Here is a 19310-nt window from a genome sequence, read left to right as displayed (position 1 = left end):
CTCGGCTTGTTTATCAGAACTATAACGCTGCAGCGGTTTGGGAATCCCGGCCCTGACAGGCAAGGACCCGACCCGTGCAATGAATGTGTTCACGCGAATGTGGCTAAGCGCTAAGCTCAAGCGCGGCCTCGCACGCCATGGATGCCGGCTGGACAGCGGCATTCGCGGGCTGAGGCGCGATAACATGCTGCTGCTGCTGGAGCAGGGCGTGAAACTGCACGATGTAAAAGTGTATTCACGCCAGCTTCATATCGGTGCCTATACCGATGTCGTCAGCGGTTGCGAGCTGCACCATGTCAGCCATATAGGCCGTTACTGCTCGGTGGCGGCGCGTGTCATCATTGGCCAGGACCGGCGATCGCATCCGTTGGACTGGCTGTCCACCAGCCACGCTGTGCTACAGGCACGCCTGGATTACCAGCCAGACGCCCATAGCGCCTCTGACCAAGGCATGGATTTTCCCACCTCGATCGGCCATGACGTGTGGATTGGCCGAGACGTTATTGTGATGAAAGGTGTAACCATCGGAACAGGGGCGGTCATAGGCGCCCAGTCACTGGTAAACAGAGACGTGCCGCCTTATGCCATCGTGGCAGGCTCCCCGGCCCGTGTGGTGCGTTATCGCTTTGACGAGCCTACCCGGCAGGCCTTGCTTGCCAGCCACTGGTGGGATTATCAATTGAGCACACTGGGCCAGCACGCTGTAGAAAGCCCCGCTTTGCTGCTCAAGGAATTGGGTACCCAAGGCAAGCCGCCGCTGGCTGAAATCCACTTGGTGACCATCAGCAACGCGCCGCTGCGTATTCAGTGATCTATCGCTATCAAGTCTGTTGCCAGCGCGTGAATGGCCGTCAGTAGGGTAGGGGTATTTGCAGCGGTTGAGATTTCTATCCCCAAGTAATTGTATTTGGTATTGTTTCCCGCCTGATCCGCTGCAAAGGCGGCTGGTTAGTTCTGGGAACACTGTACGCAGCCCAGGCCGCCATGCGCACCAACGTGTCCAACTTCGTACTGGTATCGACCGACAAGGCCGTACGCCCTACCAATGTAATGGGGAGTACCAAACGGCTGGCGGAAATGATGTTGCAGGCGCTGAGCCGGGAGGTGGCGCCGGTGCTGTTCCAGGACTCGCACCGCGTTGCTCACGTGAACCGCACGCGCTTCACCATGGTCCGTTTCGGCAATGTGCTGGGGTCGTCTGGTTCTGTGATACCGCTGTTCACAAACAGATCCGAGCGGGCGGGCCGCTGACGGTCACGCACCCCAAGGTAACGCGTTATTTCATGACCATCCCTGAAGCGGCTCAACTGGTCATCCAGGCAGGCTCCATGGGCAAGGGGGGCGATGTCTTCGTACTGGACATGGGTGAGCCAGTGCGCATCGTGGAGCTGGCCGAGAAAATGGTGCGTTTGTCAGGGTTGTCCGTTAGGTCCGAGAAAAATCCCCAAGGTGATATTGCCATCGAATTCACAGGGTTGCGGCCTGGGGAAAAGCTCTACGAAGAATTGTTGATTGGGGACAACGTGGCTGCTACGGACCATCCCATGATCATGAGCGCGCTGGAGGACGCCATGGGCTGGGATGCGCTCAAGAGCGGCCTGCAATCGCTGCTGGACGCGCTAGCGACCGACGATTACGTACGCGTGCGTTATGTGCTGCGAGAGCTGGTAAATGGGTACGCGCCGGCTGATGACATTGTGGACTGGAAACATCTTCAGCAGCGCCGCGATCCCTGAAGGTCAACTGACCGGCGCACAGTACGTGGCCGGTCTTCCAAACGCAGCGATCAATGCACTAGTTCTGGCCTTGCCGGCCCATAATCAAACCTGCTCAACGGCTTGACCCAATACCGTTTGTACTCGGCCTCACTTGGCGGCACGGGCTTTTCGTTAAGCCAGCCCGAGGGGCGCTTCAATTCTGCGCGGTAGGCGTCCCACTCCATCTTCAGTGCCGCTTCCCTGGCAGTGGCTTCGTTGTCGAACCAGCCTAATACGTAGGCCTCGCCATACTCTCGGCCATGTTCGATCAGCAGGTAGATGTCATTGTTCATGGGGTTCTCCCTCTGTCAGCGGGGGCATGCACACGTCACAGCCGCCGTGCCCACGCTAAAATAGTGCCTGGCTTTCTTTCACTGTAGACACCTCTTAGGCTATGTACGAAAAGTCCTGACGCTCGGTGATGCTGTGTTGAAAACAGCTTCGGAATGCTCATTTACAACCAGTAAACCCGAGTGCGGGCCCAGTCCGCTTCCTCAGCTGTTTTCGCCTTGCCTGACCTTCGCGTCAGAACATTTCGTACACAGCCTAGCAAATGAGTGCGCCCGAAATACCGTCACCTTTGAACCACCCCTGATCAGCGGCAGAGGTTGAGTACGGTGCGTGCTCGCCCTAGGATGGCTGCCTGACCTGACTGCCTCTTGAGGGACCTCCATGAGCTATGCCTATATTTCCAGCCCCAACGATGGGTTGGTTTCGCATTACCACCTCAACGACGACACCGGCGAGCTCCGTATGGTGGAGCAGCTGCCAGCAGGCGAGAAGGTGAATGCGCTGGCGTTGTCGCCTGATGGCACTACCCTGTATGGCGCTTTGCGCGGCCAGCCTCCCAAGGTGGTGAGTTTCAGCGTGGATGTGGCCACAGGCACCCTCACGCCACGGGCCGAGGCACCGGCAGGCGCCGGGTTTTCCTACATGGCCACTGACCGCGAAGGCCGGTTCCTGCTAGGTGCGTCCTATGGGGAAGACCTGGTGACCCTTCAGGCCATCGACGATGAGCTGCAGGTACAGGAAGCCGCCTGTAAATACCCCAGCGGCCTGCACGCCCACTCAGTGCGCACCGACCCTAGCAACCGTTTTGTGTACGCCTGCGTGCTGGGTGCGGACCGTGTGTTGCAATACCGGCTAGATGCACAGGCCGGCGAGCTGAAACCCATCGGCGAAGGTTTTGTAAGCGTTCCAGGCAATACCGGGCCACGGCACATGGTGTTCTCTGAGGACGGCAGTGTGATGTTTGTGTTGGGTGAAATGAGCGGTACTGTCACAACCTTCGCCATTGATGCGCAAAGCGGCGCACTGACTCAAAAGGGCGTGGAGAACGGCATTCCCCAGCACCTTGGCCTCCACGAAGGCCTGGTTCGAGACAGCCGCAACAACAACCTCAGCGACGACCCCACCCCGCGTATCTGGTGTGCCGACATCCGGCTGGTGCCAGACGGCACGCTGTTGTACACCACAGAGCGCACCACCAGTTCTGTAAGCGTGTTTCAGGTAGCGGGGGACGGTACCCTGAAATACCTCAACAACCATAAGCTCGAAGAAAAACAGCCACGCAACATTGCTATTTCTCCCAATGGGCGCTGGCTATTGGCGTGTGGTGAGCTGAGTGACACAGTGGGTAGCTACCGCATACACCAGGACGGTTCGCTGGAGCGGGTTGGGCAAGCAGTTTCGGGGCAGGGTGCCCTGTGGATCGAGGTGCGTGCCTAGCACAGAAAACTCAGGTAACAGCTATACACTGGTATTCATCTGCTGCTCCGTTAAGGTAGGCGCACGGCCCATGAGGGGCCGTGCAACCTGTCAAGGAGCACTCCATGCGCAAGACCCTTTTGCCCTCCGTTCTGCTGGCCGCTTTGGCTTTCTCCTCCCTCACCGCCCATGCTGCGCCGCCCACGCCTGCCGCACCGGCCATGGCTGACAGTATGGCCAACCCCATGGCGGGCGCCATGGTCAACCTGAATACAGCCGATGCTGCCACCTTGCAAAAGGAACTGGCAGGAATAGGTGCCGCCAAGGCCAACGCTATCGTCGCCTTCAGAGAGGCCAATGGCCCCTTCGCCTCGGTGGATGAGTTGCTGGAAGTGCAGGGTATTGGCCAGGCACTGGTAGATCGCAACCGCAATCGGCTGGCGGTGAAATAGCCCGTCCTCCTTGCTGGAGGTGTGCGGCCGCAGGCAAAACGCCCCCTGCATCGCATGCCTCCACCTGCCAAGCCTGTTTAAATGTCGATTGACATATAAACGTCGGCCCCTCACTCTCGTTGAATGATAGCCAACATTCAATGCGTGCGGAGCCACCCTATGAGCAGTCCCCGAATCGTTGTTACCGGCATGGGTGCAGTGTCGCCATTGGGCGTAGGCGTAGCCATGAACTGGTCACGCCTGCTGTCGGGCCACTCCGGCATACGCCTGCTTGATGCAGCAATGGCCGAAGGGCTGGGTGTGCGGGTTGCCGGTCGTGTACCCGGCATCAACGAGGACCCAATCGCTGGTTTCGACCCGGCTACCGTGGTGGACGGCAAGGACCTGAAAAAAATGGCGCCCTTTATCCTGTATGCAATTTCCGCGGCACAAGAAGCCTTGCAGCAGGCAGGGTGGGCGCCCGTTGAGCCTCACGCGCAACTGCGCACAGCCACAGTCATAGGCTCTGGCATCGGGGGGTTCGGTACGATCGCCGACGCCGTGCGTACCACGGATTCGCGTGGCCCCAAGCGTTTGTCACCTTTTACCATTCCCTCATTTCTGGTGAACCTTGCTGCCGGCAACGTCTCCATTCGCCATGGCTTTCGTGGCCCGCTGGGTGCGCCTGTCACCGCCTGTGCGGCAGGCGTGCAGGCCATTGGCGATGCAGCCCGCTTGCTGCGTTCGGGAGAGGCCGACATCGCACTGTGTGGGGGCGCGGAGGCCTGTATCGACCGGGTGAGCCTGGCAGGCTTTGCGGCAGCCAGGGCCGTGTCCCCTAATGAGCGGCCTGCCGAAGCATCGAGGCCGTTCGACCAGGCGCGGGATGGCTTTGTGATGGGGGAGGGTGCAGGGATGCTGGTGATTGAAACCCTTGAACACGCGCAGGCCCGAGGTGCAACGCCATTAGCGGAGCTGGTGGGCTATGGCACGTCTGCAGATGCCTACCACCTTACGGCAGCCCCTGAGGATGGCCGAGGCGCGCAACAGGCCATGAGCCTCGCGCTGTCGCAGGCGGGTATCGCACCCGAGCAGGTCGGCCACATCAATGCTCACGCTACCTCGACGCCGGTAGGCGACCGTGCTGAGCTAGAGGCCATCAAGGCAGTGTTCGGCAGGGCACCTCACCTGGCGATCTCCGCTACCAAGTCAGCCACCGGTCACTTGCTGGGCGCCGCGGGTGGTTTGGAAGCCATTTTCACGATACTGGCACTGCAGGCACAGGTTGCGCCACCCACACTCAACTTCTGCTCGCCAGACACTGCCGTTGGCACGCTGAACGTTACGGGTCCTGACAGCCCAGCGTCCCTTGCGACCGATTATGCGTTGTCTAACGGGTTCGGTTTTGGTGGGGTAAATGCGAGTGTCGTTTTCCGCCGTTGGCAGGCATGAAAAATCTGGCTGTTTTTTGATCAATAAGCTGTAGCCCTTGGCTGGCGCGGCCTGCAGCATGCTATTCAAGGGTTATCCACATAGCCATCCCCTTGGAGTGTGCACAACCTCCTGCTACTGGTCATTATTTGCTCACCCGGCTGCAGGCCGCGTATTCCGGGGCTTGCAGCGTGGTCTCCCCAGGTTGTCCACACCTATGCTCAAGCTTTTTCGGGATAACCTTCCGCCACCCGTACACTGGCCTTCAGCGCGCGCCTGGCCTCTTCAAGTACACGGTCGGAGAGCGCTGGGTTCTTGATGCTACGCGACAGTATCAGTGCACCGACCATGCCTGACCACAGGGCTACGGCGCGGTCTTGGGCGTCATGGCCCGAAAGCCTTTGGGCAATAAGGGAAAGCCGATGCTCAATGGCTTCGTCCACCAGCTCGCTCGCTTCGCCGCGCTGGCCCATCTCCGCTGCAAGCGTGGGTAAGGGGCAGCCGTGCTCGGGGTGGTCTCGGTGAGCAGCGCTGAGGTAATGATCGATCAGAGCATCGAGAGGTGAAGGTGAAGCCACGGCCTGGGCTACCACCTTGTCCATCTCTAACGTGGCTTCTCGCAGCACTGTCTCAACCAGTGCCTGTTTCGAATCGAAATGCGCGTAGAAGCCGCCATGGGTCAGGCCCAGTGCCTTCATCAAAGGCTGCAGGCCGGTCGCAGCGATGCCATCGCGCCTAAAACGCAGGCTGGCCTCATCAACGATGCGCCGATAGGTTTGGGCTTTGTGGTCCTGAGAGTATCGCAAGAGGGGCCGCCAGGTGATCAAATGTTAGGCAACATGCTATCACCCCGCCCCAGTCGTCAGCCATTAGCGATCGCGTGCGTCCTTGGCGTCCATCTCGGCGTTGCGCTCGTGCACACGCTTGAGCTGCTCTTCGGTCATGTCCACTTTCTGCGCACTTTGGCGCAACATCATCAAGCCACCGACGATAGAGCCGATCGCCACCAACAAAATCAACCATGCGTACCAGGGCATACAGTTCTCCTTTACGGCTTCGAGTGGGCCCGCTTCGTGTTGGTTCCAGTATAGCCACCGGCAGGCACGTGACCTTTCCAAATGGCCTGCTTCCACAGGCTAAATTCGATACAATGCGCGCCGTTTTCCAGTTACCCGCCGAGAGTTCACATGCCCACTTGCCAGTCGCCCATCATCGTCGCCCTGGACTTTTCCACTCGCGAAGCCGCCTTGGCGCTGGCAGACCGCCTGGACCCATCGCTGTGCCGGGTGAAGGTAGGCAAAGAGCTGTTTACCAGCAGTGCCTCGGGCATCGTCGAAGCCCTGAATACCCGAGGGTTCGAAGTGTTCCTGGACTTGAAATTCCACGACATTCCCAATACCACGGCCATGGCTGTAAAGGCAGCGGCAGATATGGGCGTGTGGATGGTCAACGTGCACTGCTCCGGTGGGCTGCGCATGATGAGTGCCTGCCGTGAAGTGCTGGAGCAGCAGAGCGGGCAAAAGCCCTTGTTGATCGGGGTAACCGTGCTCACCAGCATGGAGCGCGAAGACCTGGCCGGTATTGGCCTGGATGTGGACCCACAGGAGCAGGTGCTCCGTTTGGCTGGGCTGGCACAGAAGGCAGGCATGGATGGGTTGGTGTGCTCGGCCCTTGAGGCGCCGGCGCTCAAAGCCAGTTACCCAGGCCTGCACTTGGTGACACCAGGCATTCGCCCAGCGGGCAGTGCCCAGGACGACCAGCGCCGTATTCTGACGCCGCGCCAGGCGTTGGAGGCGGGGTCCGATTACCTGGTAATTGGTCGCCCCATCAGCCAGGCAGCCGACCCTGCCCAAGCGCTGGAACAGATTGTGGCCCAATTGAACGGCTAATCAGTAGCGGGTCAGAGGGCTGGGCGCCTCGCATTGAGTATGAGCAACGTCAGCACCCCCGCCACAATCCCCCAGAACGCTGACCCCACCGAAAACAGCGTCATCCCTGAGGCCGTCACCATAAACGTGATCAGTGCGGCCTCACGCTCCTGGGGCTGCGCCATCGCCTGGGTCAGCCCATTCATGATGGAACCGAGCAGCGCCAAGGCGGCAATGGACAGCACCAGTTCCCGTGGGAAGGCGGCAAACAGTGCTGCCAACGTAGCCCCGAAGGTTCCGGCTACGCCGTAAAACAGGCCGCACCATACGGCGGCGGTGTAGCGCTTGGTGGGGTCTTCGTGCGCCTGTGGCCCTGTGCAAATGGCCGCGCTGATAGCCGCCAGGTTGATGCCGTGGGAACCGAAGGGCGCCAGTAGCAGCGATGCGAAGCCGGTCACTGACACCAGCGGTGAGGCGGGCACCTGGTAGCCATCAGCGCGCAGCACTGCCATGCCTGGCATGTTTTGCGAGGTCATGCACACCACAAACAACGGGATGGCAATGCTGATGGTCGCCGCCAGCGAGAACGCCGGTGGCGTCCAGACGGGCACTGCCAGTTGCAGGCGTACACCACTGAAATCCAGCAGGCCCAAGCTGCCGGCCACGGCCACACCGATCAACAGGGCTGACAGCACCGCATACCGAGGGGAAGCACGCTTGCACAGCAAGTAGCCGAAGAACATGGCCAGCACCAGCAGCGTCTGGTGTTGGGCGGCAATGAAGATCTCGCTGCCAATTCGAAACAGGATGCCGGCCAGTAATGCGGCCGCCAGCGAGCCGGGCAGTCGCCGTACCAGGCGCTCGAACGTACCTGTGATACCGCACACGGTCACCAGCAGCGCACAGGTGATATAGGCGCCGATGGCTTCGGGGTAACTGACACCCCCCAGGCTGGTGACCAGCAAGGCCGCACCTGGCGTGGACCAGGCCACGGTTACCGGTGTGCGGTAGCGCAACGACAGGCCGATGCTGCACAGGGCCATGCCGATGGACAGCGCCCAGATCCACGACGCAATCTGCCCCCCACTCAGGCCAGCGGCCTGGCCGGCCTGGTACATCAGGATGAGCGAGCTGGTATAGCCGGTCATCATTGCGATAAAACCGGCGACAATAGCGGAGGCTGAACTGTCCGCCAGAGGGCGAAGGCGGGGCGGGGCGGCACTGGGCATGGCGGGCGAATCCTTGCGTGATGTTCACGCAGGTTACCGCCACAGGGAAAGGTTGAAGCCGTACAGCGGGAGGCGGATTGGGGGATACAGTCGGGCCTGCCGTGGCCTCAAAACTTTTCCCAGCCATGCCCGTTCCCACAGGGGCCGGGCATGGCACAGCCTCTGTGGCTTGGGTGGCTTACTTGATCAGGCTCAGGAACTCGCTACGGGTAGCGGCGTTGTCTCGGAACTGGCCCAGCATTACAGATGTGATCATGCTTGAGTTCTGCTTTTCGACACCGCGCATCATCATGCACATGTGCCTGGCCTCGATAACCACGGCAACACCTGAGGCCTCTGTCACCTGAAGCACGGCTTCGGCAATCTGGCGGCTCAGGTTTTCCTGGATCTGAAGGCGACGTGCATACATGTCCACGATCCGCGCCACCTTGGACAGGCCCAGCACCTTGCCGTTAGGAAGGTAGGCCACATGCGCCTTGCCAATGAACGGCAGCATGTGGTGTTCGCACAGGGAATACAGCTCGATGTCTTTCACCAGCACGATTTCACTGGCGTCGGAACTGAACAGGGCACCGTTGATGACCTCTTCCAGGGTTTGTTCGTAACCGCGGCAGAGGTACTTCATGGCTTTGGCAGCGCGCTTTGGCGTGTCGATCAGGCCTTCGCGGGAAACGTCCTCGCCGATCTGGCCAAGAATGGCGCTGTATTGCTGTTCCAGGGACATGGATTTACCTGTAAGAAGATTCTAAGCAAGCGCGTAGGTTAAGGCTCGCAAGGGCGTGTCGCAAGTGCAAGGCAGGGCAGGGGCGTGCGGTCATTCGTCCCGCCCTTCCAGCATGGTTCTGCGCAGCATCACGTAAACCGCGCCAGTGCCCCCATGCTTGGCCTGGCAGGACGTGAAACCCAGCACCTGGGGGTGCTGGCGCAGCCAGGTATTCACGTGGCTTTTGATCATCGGCCGCTTGCCGTCCAGGCGTGAGGCCTTGCCATGGGTCACACGTACGCAGCGAATTTCCAGCCGCGTAGCTTCGGCCAGAAACTCCCAAAGGATTTCGCGTGCCTTCTCCACGGCCATGCCGTGCAGGTCCAGGCTGCCTTCAAAAGGGATCTGCCCCAACTTGAGCTTGCGTGTCTGGCTTTCCTGCACCCCATCCCGCGCCCAATTGAGGGGGTCTTCAGGGCCAACATCGATCACGAACTGGTCAGACAGCCCATCCACCACCTTCACGTCATGGCGCACGGTGGCAGCCTGGCGCAACGCCTGGACCTGCTGGCGATCTGGTTTGGGCTTGCCGATATCTGCTCGGTCATTGCGAAGGGGTTTCACCCCCTTCACTTCCGACTGGAACAGGGAAAAATCGTCGTCTTGCATCGTGGCCTCCACTCAAGGGGGCCAGTTTACGCGAGTCAGTCGTGCTTTTTCATCAGGTGTGGTGCCATGTTCAGGTCCTGCGTGCGGCGCAGGCGGCGCCGGCAGCGGCGCCATACCGTAATACCCAGGTACACAAATAGCAGCCCGAACGCCACTTGGATAATTGCCCCTGTGGTGCTGGTATCTAGCCCTTCCAAGGCGGGAGGGCGGCCCAGCAGGCTGGCAGCACCGGCCATGCCAAGCAGAATGCCAAGGGTGGCCAGCACCGCTGCGAAGGTAGCGCCCAAGCGCACCCGCCACCGGTTTGGACCGCGAGGGCGAAGCCTGCGGGCATCAAAACCGTCGTGGGATCGCTTCATCAGGTGTTCCTCAGGTGAATATCGGGCCTTCGACCCCCATATGATTCAAGGGTTCCAAGGCACCTGGCAATTGGCGTGCGGGACGTGCTACGAGCAACAATGTAGGGCGGGGCGGCTAGATCACATCGGCGGTCATGGCCACCGCAGCGAAGTTGTCTGCCATGGTCGCCATACCCACCTGCTTCACCTGTTCGGCACTCAGTACACCCCCTTTGTACGGTAAGTCGCGGGTTGCGCAGGCATCCTCGACCAGGGTGCAGCGATAACCGTAGTCTTTGGAGGCCCGTACTGTGGTACTGATGCTGGAGTGGGTCATGAAACCGCAGACGATGAGGTCCACATGGCCCAGGCTCTGAAGCAGGTCATGCAGGCCGGTGTTGTTGAACGCATTGGGCATACGCTTTTCGATAATGTGTTCGCCGTCGAGCGGGGCGGCCTTGTCGATGAACCGGCCACGCTCACCCTGCGGGTCGAACAGCCCCCCGGGAATGCCCAGGTGCTTGACGTGAACGATAGGCCGATGGGCCTTGCGTGCCGCCTCCAGGAGCAGGGCGATGTGATCGACAGCTTCGTCAATGCCGGACAGCGCCAAGGGGCCGCTGAGGTACTCCCTTTGGGCGTCGATAATGATCAGCGTGGCATTGCTCAGGGTAAACGGTGGGTAACCGCGACCGCTGAGTTGAAACATTGTCTTGACATCGGACATCAGGGGCTCCTTTGAATAGGGCTTTTGCATATTCTCCACTTCCGCAGCCCATATGGGAATAACCGTGATGCGAAGTCACGCCTGCATGGCCTCAGGCTGCTAGAATCGGCAGCAGAATTTTCTAGGAGCCTGTCGTGATCACTACCCGCCTGCGCACCCTGCGCGACCACATCCGTTGGGCCGTCAGCCGCTTCCACGCCGAAGGGCTGTACTTCGGCCATGGCACAGACAACGCCTGGGACGAAGCCCGGCAATTGGTGGTGGGTGCACTTCATCTGCCTTGGGACATTGCTGACAGCTACCTGGATTGTCGCCTTGAAGAGGATGAGCTCAGCCATGTGCAGCACCTGCTGCGCCGCCGTATCAAAGAGCGCATTCCCGCTGCCTATCTGCTGGGCGAGGCATGGTTCTGCGGCCTGCCCTTTATCGTGGACGAGCGCGTGCTTATCCCTCGCTCACCCATTGCCGAGCTGATAGGCCAGCGTTTTGCACCGTGGCTGGCAGGGGCACCTGAGCGCATTCTGGACCTGTGCACCGGCAGCGGCTGCATCGGCATCGCCTGCGCCCAAGCGTTCCCGGCAGCCGAGGTGGTGCTGGCCGACCTCTCGTTCGAAGCCTTGGAAGTGGCAAACCACAATATCGAGCAGCATGACCTGGAATTGCGGGTGTTTACGGTGCAAGGGGATGGGTTCCAGAGCCTGCCGGAACAGCGCTTCGACCTGATCGTGTCCAACCCGCCCTACGTGGACGCCGAGGACTTCGCCGACATGCCGGCAGAGTACCACCACGAGCCTGCGCTGGGCCTGGCCTGTGGCGCCGATGGCCTGGACCTTGTGCGGCGCATGTTGGCCGAGGCGGCGGACCACTTGACCGAGCAGGGCCTGCTGGTGGTTGAGGTGGGCAACAGCCAATGCCACGTGGAAGCCCTATACCCGGAGGTGGATTTCACCTGGTTCGAGTTCGAGCACGGTGGCCATGGTGTGTTTGGGCTTACAGCGCGCCAGTGCCGTGATCACCAGGCGCTGTTTGCCTCACGGGTGTGAGTGAGGCATCAGGCGTGGCGTGCGGCAGGCGCCACGCTTAGCGGTATTCGCACAGGTAGGCGGTGTCTGAGGCTACCTTGAGCTGGAACTTGCTGTTGGCAGGTACATTGAACTGGGTGCCGGCTTCGAAGGTTTCCCAGTCGGTGCTGTCGGGCAGTTTCACTTCCAGGGCCCCGGACACCACGTGCATGATTTCGCGGGCAGCGGTGCCGAACTCATATTCACCTGCCGCCATCACGCCAACGGTAGCGGCGCCTTCGGCGTTTTCGAACGCAATGGATTTGACGGTGCCGTCGAAGTACTCATTGACCTTGAACATGGGGCGACTCCTATCGCTTGGGCTGAAGACAGTGGGCCAGTATGCCCAAGCGGGCTAGGGGCGTCACCCGCTTTTGTACTGTTCAGGTAACGCCAGAGGCAGCAGCCTGGCGGTATTTCGTGCGTCTTCCAATGCTCTGTGCTGGCTACCTTGAAAGTGCAAGCCTGCCAGTTGCAGCGCGCTGTTGAGGCCAGTAGGCCGCGGCAATTGGCGAGCCTTGGCAAACCGCTGCTTGAGGTTCACGTGAGGAATGCCCGCCAGTTCCGTGGCCAAGCCATACTCACGCCACGCCAGTAGAAATTGCTGACGGTCGTAATCCCCCCAGCTCACCCAGCCTGCCAATGGCGTGGGTAAATGCACCAGCCAGCGTTCGAATTGCTCCCACACCTGCACCAGGCCATGGGCGGCATCAATGTCGGCCTGGGTAATGTGGGTCAGCGCCCTGCAGAACGGTGTCAGCAAAGGCCGCCGTTGTGGGCGAACGAACCGTTGAAAGTGGTCCAGCTCCCGCCCGTCACGGTTGACAAGGCAGGCGCCGATTTCGATGATTTCCATTTCTTCGACCGGCCAACCGCCTTCATCGGTGGTGGCTTCCAGGTCAATGACCAGCCAGTGCGGCATGTGTCGCCCCTTCCATAAACATCCTTGACACAGAGCCTAGCCAAGCCCGTAAGGTTCCGGTACCTGCCGATTGCAACCGAGGGCGACAGAATGGCCCTGGGCTTAAAAGCAGGCGACGCCCCCGTGTTGTCTGATGCTATAAAAACGCCTAATTTATGACGATCACCCAGGCCGGAGCCTACCCCTGTGTTCACCAAGCCTTGGCGTGCTGCCCTCGTATGTGTGACGTTGCTCGGCGCCGTGTGCGCCCCTTTACTGGCCCAGGCGCGTGAAACGGTCCGCGTTGCTGCCACACACTTTCCGCCTTATGCCGTGCACCCCGAAACCGGCGGTGACACGGGGCTACTGCCGGAGCTGCTCGCGAAGCTGAACAAGGTCCAGGACCGGTTCACCTTCGTTATGGTGCCCACCGCGCTGCCTAGGCGGTTCCAGGACTTTCGCCAGGGCAGGGTAGACATCACCATTTTCGAGAACCCCCAGTGGGGGTGGCAAGCCATCCCCCATACCGCTGTGGACATGGGGCTGGAGGATGCTGAGGTGTTCGTTGCACGCAATATTGAGGGGCGTGATGAGGAGTACTTCACAAACCTGAGCGGGAAGCGATTGGCGCTCTACAGCGGCTATCACTATGCCTTTGCGGGTTTCGAAGCCTCACCGGAGTTTCTCATGTCGCACTACCGAGCCAGCCTGACGTACTCCCACGACAGCAACTTGCTGATGGTGGCCCGTGACCGCGCTGATATCGCCCTGGTGACACGCTCCTACCTGGTGGACTTCTATAGCCATTACCCTCAGCTGCGAAGCGCGTTGCTGGTGTCCCAGCGTACAGACCAACGCTACCACCACTATGCGCTGGTGCGGCCACAGGCACCGATCACAGGCCCAGAGTTGGCCGGCTATTTTGAACAGCTTCATGCCAATGGGGAAATGCTGAGGCTGTTCTCGCCTTATCATATTGACGCGGTAACACCCACAGAAGGGAAAGCGGTAATCGACAATACTGCTAGGTAAGCTCGAAGGCCTCCAGCCGTGCGCCTTGCTTGTCCCACTCCAGCACCCACCCCTGGCGATCCCAGTCCCCTAGCACGATTCTGCGTGCGGGCGCCTGGCCAACCTGTAGCTTGTGTATGGCAGGGCGGTGGGTGTGGCCATGTATCAGTGTGGTAACACCCGCCTGGCTGAGCACCTCAGGTACGTACGCGGGGGTCACGTCGACGATGTCACTGGCTTTCCTTCGGGTGTGGGCGCGGCTCTGGCTGCGAATGCCCCGGGCAAGTTTCTGCCGCCAGCTCACAGGCAGGTGCCGTAGTGTCCAAAGGGTAAGTGGGTGGCGCAGCACCCGGCGCAACTTCAGGTAGTGCTCGTCTTGCGTGCACAGCAGGTCACCGTGCATCAGCAGTACGTTTTCCCCGTCCAGGTCGATCACGCTAGGGTCGCTCAGCAATGTGCAGCCTGCTGCGCGGCAGAAGGCTTCGCCGATGAGGAAGTCCCGGTTTCCATGCATCAGGAACACGCGGGTGCCACTGTCGGACAATGCCCGCAGCGCCTGGCAGATGTGGGCCTGGTAGGGCGACATGGCGTCGTCACCAATCCAGGCTTCGAAAAAGTCCCCCAGAATGTACAGGGCGTCGGCATTGCGCGCCCGGCCTTCGAGGAAGTGCAAAAACGCCCGGGTGATGTCCGGGCGCTGTTCTTGCAGGTGCAGATCGGAGATCAGCAGTATCACTCGATGATCTCGGCTTTCTCGATGATCACGTCGTCGGTGGGCACGTCCTGATGGCCGGCCTTGGAACCGGTCTTGACGCCTTTGATCTTGTCGACCACGTCCTGGCCTTCGATCACTTCGCCGAACACAGCGTAGCCCCAGCCCTGAGTGGTCGGTGCGGTATGGTTCAGGAAGCTGTTGTCGGCCACGTTGATGAAGAACTGTGCGGACGCCGAATGCGGCTCCATGGTACGGGCCATGGCCACGCTGTATTTCTTGTTGGGCAGGCCGTTGTTGGCTTCGTTTTTGATAGGTGCGCGCTTGTCGGTTTTTTCTTTCATGCCCGGTTCGAAACCGCCGCCCTGGATCATGAAGTTGCCAATCACGCGGTGGAACACTGTGTTCTCGTAATGGCCGGCTTTCACGTACTCGACAAAGTTGGCAACAGTGCCAGGCGCCTTGTCTGCGTTAAGTTGCAGCACGATGTCGCCATGATTGGTGGTGAGCTTAACCTTGGACATAACAATTCACTCTTTTCAAAAAATCAGATGGCACCCGCGTTTTACCGCGACGCCCTGTCAGTGCCTTGACTGGTTGGGCTATGATACGGGCTTTGTTTTAGTCGGCCTACACTCAATTGGCCGGCCTTTATCGTATTCGAAGGATTCCATGACCAAGCCTACCGCCGACAACGCTTCGAACGCCGCCGCCAAGGCCGAGCCTGTGGTTCCGGCCAACTTCCTGCGGCCAATCATGCAGGCCGATCTCGACGCCGGCAAGCACGCGGCCATCGTGACGCGCTTTCCACCAGAGCCCAACGGCTACCTGCACATTGGTCATGCCAAGTCCATCTGCGTGAACTTCGGCCTGGCCAAGGAGTTCGGGGGCAGTTGCCACCTGCGTTTCGACGACACCAACCCTGCCAAGGAAGACCAGGAGTACATCGACGCCATCAAGTCCGATGTGCAATGGTTGGGTTTCGAATGGGCCGGCGAGGTGCGTTATGCCTCCAGCTACTTCGACCAGTTGCATGCCTGGGCGGTCACATTGATCGAGGCCGGTAAGGCTTATGTAGACGACCTCACGCCCGAGCAGGCCCGTGAATACCGGGGCAGCCTGACCGAACCGGGCAAGAACAGCCCATTCCGTGACCGGTCGGTTGAAGAGAACCTGGACCTGTTCGCCCGCATGAAGGCGGGCGAGTTCAAGGACGGGGAGCGGGTACTGCGGGCCAAGATCGACATGGCCTCGCCCAACATGAACCTGCGCGACCCCATTCTCTACCGCATTCGCCATGCGCATCACCACCAGACCGGTGACGCCTGGTGCATCTACCCCAACTACGATTTCACCCATGGCCAGTCGGACGCGCTGGAAGGGATCACGCACTCCATCTGCACCTTGGAGTTCGAGGGGCACCGCCCGCTGTACGAGTGGTTCCTGGACAACCTGCCGGTCCCGGCCAAGCCGCGCCAGTACGAGTTCTCCCGGCTCAACCTCAACTACACCATCACCAGCAAGCGCAAACTCAAGCAGCTCGTGGACGAGCAGCATGTGCGCGGCTGGGATGACCCACGCATGTCCACGCTGCAAGGCTTCCGCCGCCGCGGCTATACCGCCCAGGCTATCCGCAATTTCTGCGAGATGATCGGTACCAACCGTTCCGATGGCGTGGTGGACATGGGCATGCTCGAATTCAGCATTCGCGAGGACCTGGACCGCACCGCGCCACGTGCCATGTGCGTACTGCGCCCTTTGAAAGTGACCATCACCAACTACCCCGAAGGCCAGCAGCAGGTGCTGGAGCTGGCGCGTCACCCGAAGGAAGACATGGGTGTTCGCCAGCTGCCCTTTGCACGTGAGCTGTACATCGACCGCGACGACTTCATGGAAACCCCGCCCAAGGGCTACAAGCGCCTGGAGCCCGGTGGCGAAGTACGCCTGCGCGGTGCTTACGTGATTCGTGCCGATGAGGCGGTGAAAGATGCCGAGGGCAACATCGTGGAGCTGCTGTGCTCCTACGACCCGGACACACTGGGCAAGAACCCTGAAGGCCGTAAGGTAAAGGGCGTGATCCACTGGGTACCGGCGCAGGAGAGCGTGGAGTGTGAAGTGCGCCTGTACGATCGCCTGTTCCGCTCTGCCAACCCGGAAAAATCCGAAGAGGGTGGCAGCTTCCTGGACAACATCAACCCGGATTCGCTGCAGGTGCTCACCGGTTGCCGCGCCGAACCTTCCCTGGCCCAGGCAGCGCCGGAAGACCGTTTCCAGTTCGAGCGCGAAGGCTACTTCTGTGCCGATTTGAGGGACACCCAGCCGGGCAAGCCCGTGTTCAACCGTACCGTGACCCTGCGTGATTCCTGGAGCTGATGCCGCCGTGCTGAATATCTATAACACGCTGACCAAGGCCAAGGAGCCGTTCAAGCCGCTGGAGGGCAACAAGGTACGCATGTACGTGTGCGGCATGACCGTGTACGACTATTGCCACCTGGGCCATGGCCGCAGCATGGTGGCCTTCGACCTGGTCACCCGCTGGTTGCGCTACAGCGGGTATGACCTGACTTACGTGCGCAATATCACGGACATCGAAGACAAGATCATCAACCGCGCCCACCAGAACGGCGAGCCCTACGATGCCCTCACCGGGCGCATGATCGATGCGATGCACGAAGACGAGCGCCGCCTGAACATCCTGCCGCCGGACCAGGAACCTCGTGCTACGGACCATATCCCCGGCATGCAGGCCATGATCCAGACGCTCATCGAGAAAGGCTACGCCTATGCGCCTGGCAATGGCGACGTGTACTACCGCGTAGGGAAGTTCGAAGGCTACGGCAAGCTGTCGCGCAAGCGCATCGAAGACCTGCGCATAGGTGCCCGTATCGAAGTGGAAGAGGCCAAGCAGGACCCATTGGACTTTGTGCTCTGGAAGGCCGCCAAACCGGGTGAACCCAGCTGGGCATCCCCTTGGGGCCCTGGCCGGCCAGGCTGGCATATCGAATGCTCGGTAATGTCCACGTGCTGCCTGGGTGACAGCTTCGACATTCATGGGGGCGGTAGCGACCTGGAATTCCCGCACCATGAGAACGAGATTGCCCAGAGCGAGGCGGCAACAGGCAAGCCTTACGCCAAGGCCTGGATGCACTGCGGCATGATTCGTATCAACGGCGAAAAGATGTCCAAGTCGTTGAACAACTTCTTCACGATCCGTGACGTGCTGGAAAAGTATCACCCTGAAGTGGTGCGCTACCTGCTGGTGGCCAGCCATTATCGCAGTGCGATCAACTATTCCGAAGACAGCCTGCGTGATGCCAAAAGCGCGCTGGACCGCTTCTATCATGCCCTCAAGGGCTTGCCGGTGGCGGCGCCTGCCGGTGGCGAAGCGTTCGTGGCACGCTTCGCTGCTGCCATGAACGATGATTTCAATACCGCTGAGGCTTGTGCGGTGCTGTTCGATCTGGTGCGCGACATCAACCGTGTGCGTGACAACGACCCGGCCGCGGCTGCCGGCTTGGCCGGTCGCCTGCGTGAGCTGGGCGGACTGCTGGGTGTATTGCAACTGGACGCCGAGGCCTTCCTTCGTGCCGGTGCCGAGGGGCGCGTGAATGCCGCTGAAGTGGAAGCGCTGGTACAGGCCCGCTTGCAGGCCCGGGCTGACCGGAACTGGAGCGAGTCCGACCGGCTTCGCGATCAGCTCACGGCTATGGGCGTAGTGCTGGAAGACAGCAAAGGCACTACTACCTGGCGGTTGGCGGACTAAGTGCCTGGCACTGTGGGGTAAAGAGCCTTTCGCTGGCTCTCGCCAGCTCCCACAGGGTACGTGCCCGCCACTGTGCCCCAGGGGCTCAGGAAGGCTGAGCCATGAGCTTCCACCCTGTAGGCTTTCGCTGGCTCTTGCCAGCTCCCACAGGGTACGTGCCCGCCATGGTTCTCTAGGGGGTCAGGAAGGCTGAGCCCTGAACTTGCACCCTGTAAGCTTTCGCTGGCTCTCGCCACCTCCCACAGGGTACGTGCCCGCCACGGTGCCCTAGGGGCTCAGGAAGGCTGAGCCATGAGCTTCCACCCTGTAGGCTTTGGCTGGCTCTCACCAGCTCCCACAGGGTACGTGCCCGCCATGGTTCTCTAGGGGGTCAGGAAGGCTGAGCCATGAGCTTGCACCCTGTAGGCTTTGGCTGGCTCTCGCCACCTCCCACAGGGTACGTGCCCGCCACGGTGCCCTAGGGGCTCAGGAAGGCTGAGCCATGAACTTGCACCCTGTAGGCTTTCGCTGGCTCTCGCCAGCTCCCACAGGGTACGTGCCCGCCACGGTGCCCTAGGGGCTCAGGAAGGCTGAGCCATGAGCTTGCACCCTGTAGGCTTTGGCTGGCTCTCGCCAGCTCCCACAGGGTACGTGCCCGCCACGGTGCCCTAAGGGTTCAGGAAGGCTGAGCCCTGAACTTGCACCCTGTAAGCTTTCGCTGGCTCTCGCCAGCTCCCACAGGGTACGTGCCCGCCACGGTGCCCTAGGGACTCAAGAAGGCTGAGCCCTGAACTTGCACCCTGTAAGCTTTCGCTGGCTCTCGCCAGCTCCCACAGGGTACGTGCCCGCCCCGGTGCCCTAGGGGCTCAGGAAGGCTGAGCCCTGAACCTGCACCCTGGACTGCCCCCTTAAAGTTGGACAGTTTATGATGTTGCCTGAGCCCTGTACTCAACAGGGCTCAGACCACCGAGCCTGAGCTTGATGCGGTGGTGGTTGTAATAGTAAATGTACTCATCCAGTTCC

General features: G+C 60.6%; 22 protein-coding genes and 1 pseudogene. 10 read left to right on the top strand and 13 right to left on the bottom strand.

Annotated elements, in window-relative coordinates:
• The first annotated feature begins 79 nt into the window (after window positions 1–79).
• Complete coding sequence (locus HBH25_RS23525) at window positions 80–811, top strand: CatB-related O-acetyltransferase (RefSeq protein WP_168084713.1); 732 nt, start codon at window positions 80–82, stop codon at window positions 809–811.
• Between the two features lie 185 nt (window positions 812–996).
• Window positions 997–1736: pseudogene (locus HBH25_RS14915) on the top strand (polysaccharide biosynthesis protein); the annotation flags it as partial.
• A 50-nt stretch (window positions 1737–1786) separates the two neighbouring features.
• Here HBH25_RS14915 and HBH25_RS14910 read toward each other — a convergent pair.
• Complete coding sequence (locus tag HBH25_RS14910) at window positions 1787–2050, bottom strand: hypothetical protein (RefSeq protein ID WP_168084712.1); 264 nt, start codon at window positions 2048–2050, stop codon at window positions 1787–1789.
• A gap of 379 nt (window positions 2051–2429) precedes the next feature.
• Between HBH25_RS14910 and HBH25_RS14905 the strand changes: the two genes are divergently transcribed.
• From HBH25_RS14905 to fabF, 3 genes are all read left to right on the top strand, one after another.
• Window positions 2430–3485 carry a lactonase family protein gene (locus HBH25_RS14905; RefSeq protein WP_168084711.1) on the top strand — a complete coding sequence of 352 codons (1056 nt, stop codon included), beginning with the start codon at window positions 2430–2432 and terminating at the stop codon, window positions 3483–3485.
• A 104-nt stretch (window positions 3486–3589) separates the two neighbouring features.
• Complete coding sequence (locus HBH25_RS14900) at window positions 3590–3916, top strand: ComEA family DNA-binding protein (RefSeq protein ID WP_168084710.1); 327 nt, start codon at window positions 3590–3592, stop codon at window positions 3914–3916.
• A 159-nt stretch (window positions 3917–4075) separates the two neighbouring features.
• The gene (fabF, locus tag HBH25_RS14895) at window positions 4076–5347 is read left to right on the top strand and encodes a beta-ketoacyl-ACP synthase II (RefSeq protein ID WP_168084709.1); all 1272 of its coding nucleotides are present in this window, start codon (window positions 4076–4078) and stop codon (window positions 5345–5347) included.
• 200 nt (window positions 5348–5547) lie between these two features.
• Here the strand turns inward: fabF and HBH25_RS14890 are convergent, their stop codons facing one another.
• Entirely contained in the window at window positions 5548–6132 is a 585-nt protein-coding gene (locus HBH25_RS14890) for a TetR/AcrR family transcriptional regulator (protein ID WP_168084708.1), read from the bottom strand.
• Between the two features lie 63 nt (window positions 6133–6195).
• Window positions 6196–6363: a DUF2897 family protein gene (locus HBH25_RS14885; RefSeq protein ID WP_168084707.1), complete on the bottom strand. Its 168-nt coding sequence runs from the start codon at window positions 6361–6363 to the stop codon at window positions 6196–6198.
• Window positions 6364–6513: 150 nt separating this feature from the next.
• Here HBH25_RS14885 and pyrF point away from each other — a divergent pair, with 150 nt between their 5' ends.
• Window positions 6514–7215, top strand: a complete 702-nt coding sequence (pyrF, locus tag HBH25_RS14880) for an orotidine-5'-phosphate decarboxylase (RefSeq protein WP_168084706.1) — start codon at window positions 6514–6516, stop codon at window positions 7213–7215.
• An 11-nt stretch (window positions 7216–7226) separates the two neighbouring features.
• Here pyrF and HBH25_RS14875 read toward each other — a convergent pair whose 3' ends face one another.
• The 5 genes from HBH25_RS14875 to HBH25_RS14855 form a co-directional block, all read right to left on the bottom strand.
• Window positions 7227–8423 (bottom strand): benzoate/H(+) symporter BenE family transporter, encoded by a 1197-nt coding sequence (locus HBH25_RS14875; protein ID WP_168084705.1) that lies wholly within the window; start codon window positions 8421–8423, stop codon window positions 7227–7229.
• 178 nt (window positions 8424–8601) lie between these two features.
• Entirely contained in the window at window positions 8602–9147 is a 546-nt protein-coding gene (gene folE, locus HBH25_RS14870; protein ID WP_168084704.1) for a GTP cyclohydrolase I FolE, read from the bottom strand.
• Between the two features lie 90 nt (window positions 9148–9237).
• Entirely contained in the window at window positions 9238–9795 is a 558-nt protein-coding gene (locus tag HBH25_RS14865; RefSeq protein ID WP_168084703.1) for a Smr/MutS family protein, read from the bottom strand.
• A 35-nt stretch (window positions 9796–9830) separates the two neighbouring features.
• Entirely contained in the window at window positions 9831–10154 is a 324-nt protein-coding gene (locus tag HBH25_RS14860; protein WP_168084702.1) for a hypothetical protein, read from the bottom strand.
• A gap of 115 nt (window positions 10155–10269) precedes the next feature.
• Window positions 10270–10860: a cysteine hydrolase family protein gene (locus HBH25_RS14855; protein WP_168084701.1), complete on the bottom strand. Its 591-nt coding sequence runs from the start codon at window positions 10858–10860 to the stop codon at window positions 10270–10272.
• 134 nt (window positions 10861–10994) lie between these two features.
• Here HBH25_RS14855 and prmB point away from each other — a divergent pair, with 134 nt between their 5' ends.
• Window positions 10995–11903 carry a 50S ribosomal protein L3 N(5)-glutamine methyltransferase gene (gene prmB / locus HBH25_RS14850; RefSeq protein WP_168084700.1) on the top strand — a complete coding sequence of 303 codons (909 nt, stop codon included), beginning with the start codon at window positions 10995–10997 and terminating at the stop codon, window positions 11901–11903.
• A gap of 37 nt (window positions 11904–11940) precedes the next feature.
• On the opposite strand, the gene ppnP is transcribed toward prmB, so the two are convergent.
• Both ppnP and HBH25_RS14840 read right to left on the bottom strand, forming a co-directional pair.
• Complete coding sequence (gene ppnP, locus HBH25_RS14845; RefSeq protein ID WP_168084699.1) at window positions 11941–12222, bottom strand: pyrimidine/purine nucleoside phosphorylase; 282 nt, start codon at window positions 12220–12222, stop codon at window positions 11941–11943.
• 63 nt (window positions 12223–12285) lie between these two features.
• The gene (locus HBH25_RS14840; RefSeq protein ID WP_168084698.1) at window positions 12286–12843 is read right to left on the bottom strand and encodes a 3'-5' exonuclease; all 558 of its coding nucleotides are present in this window, start codon (window positions 12841–12843) and stop codon (window positions 12286–12288) included.
• 186 nt (window positions 12844–13029) lie between these two features.
• Here HBH25_RS14840 and HBH25_RS14835 point away from each other — a divergent pair, with 186 nt between their 5' ends.
• The gene (locus HBH25_RS14835) at window positions 13030–13854 is read left to right on the top strand and encodes a substrate-binding periplasmic protein (protein WP_168084697.1); all 825 of its coding nucleotides are present in this window, start codon (window positions 13030–13032) and stop codon (window positions 13852–13854) included.
• Here HBH25_RS14835 and HBH25_RS14830 read toward each other — a convergent pair.
• Together HBH25_RS14830 and HBH25_RS14825 are read right to left on the bottom strand one after the other, a co-directional pair.
• On the bottom strand, window positions 13847–14569 hold the full coding sequence (locus tag HBH25_RS14830; protein WP_168084696.1) for a UDP-2,3-diacylglucosamine diphosphatase: 723 nt from the start codon (window positions 14567–14569) through the stop codon (window positions 13847–13849). The two genes, HBH25_RS14835 and HBH25_RS14830, sit on opposite strands and share 8 nt — an antisense overlap.
• Window positions 14566–15069, bottom strand: a complete 504-nt coding sequence (locus tag HBH25_RS14825; protein WP_168084695.1) for a peptidylprolyl isomerase — start codon at window positions 15067–15069, stop codon at window positions 14566–14568. Before HBH25_RS14825 ends, HBH25_RS14830 begins: the two co-directional genes overlap by 4 nt.
• 148 nt (window positions 15070–15217) lie before the next feature.
• Between HBH25_RS14825 and HBH25_RS14820 the strand changes: the two genes are divergently transcribed.
• Window positions 15218–16918, top strand: a complete 1701-nt coding sequence (locus tag HBH25_RS14820; RefSeq protein ID WP_168084694.1) for a glutamine--tRNA ligase/YqeY domain fusion protein — start codon at window positions 15218–15220, stop codon at window positions 16916–16918.
• Between the two features lie 7 nt (window positions 16919–16925).
• Window positions 16926–18308, top strand: coding sequence for a cysteine--tRNA ligase (gene cysS, locus HBH25_RS14815; RefSeq protein WP_168084693.1), 1383 nt, complete (start codon window positions 16926–16928; stop codon window positions 18306–18308).
• A gap of 902 nt (window positions 18309–19210) precedes the next feature.
• Here cysS and HBH25_RS14810 read toward each other — a convergent pair.
• Window positions 19211–19310, bottom strand: a 100-nt coding sequence (locus HBH25_RS14810; RefSeq protein WP_168084692.1) for an IS3 family transposase, incomplete at its 5' end; no start/stop codon positions are given.

The organism is Pseudomonas quercus, assembly GCF_012033695.1.
Taxonomy (GTDB): Bacteria; Pseudomonadota; Gammaproteobacteria; order Pseudomonadales; family Pseudomonadaceae; genus Aquipseudomonas; species Aquipseudomonas quercus.
This window is presented reverse-complemented; position numbering and strand designations above follow the sequence as displayed.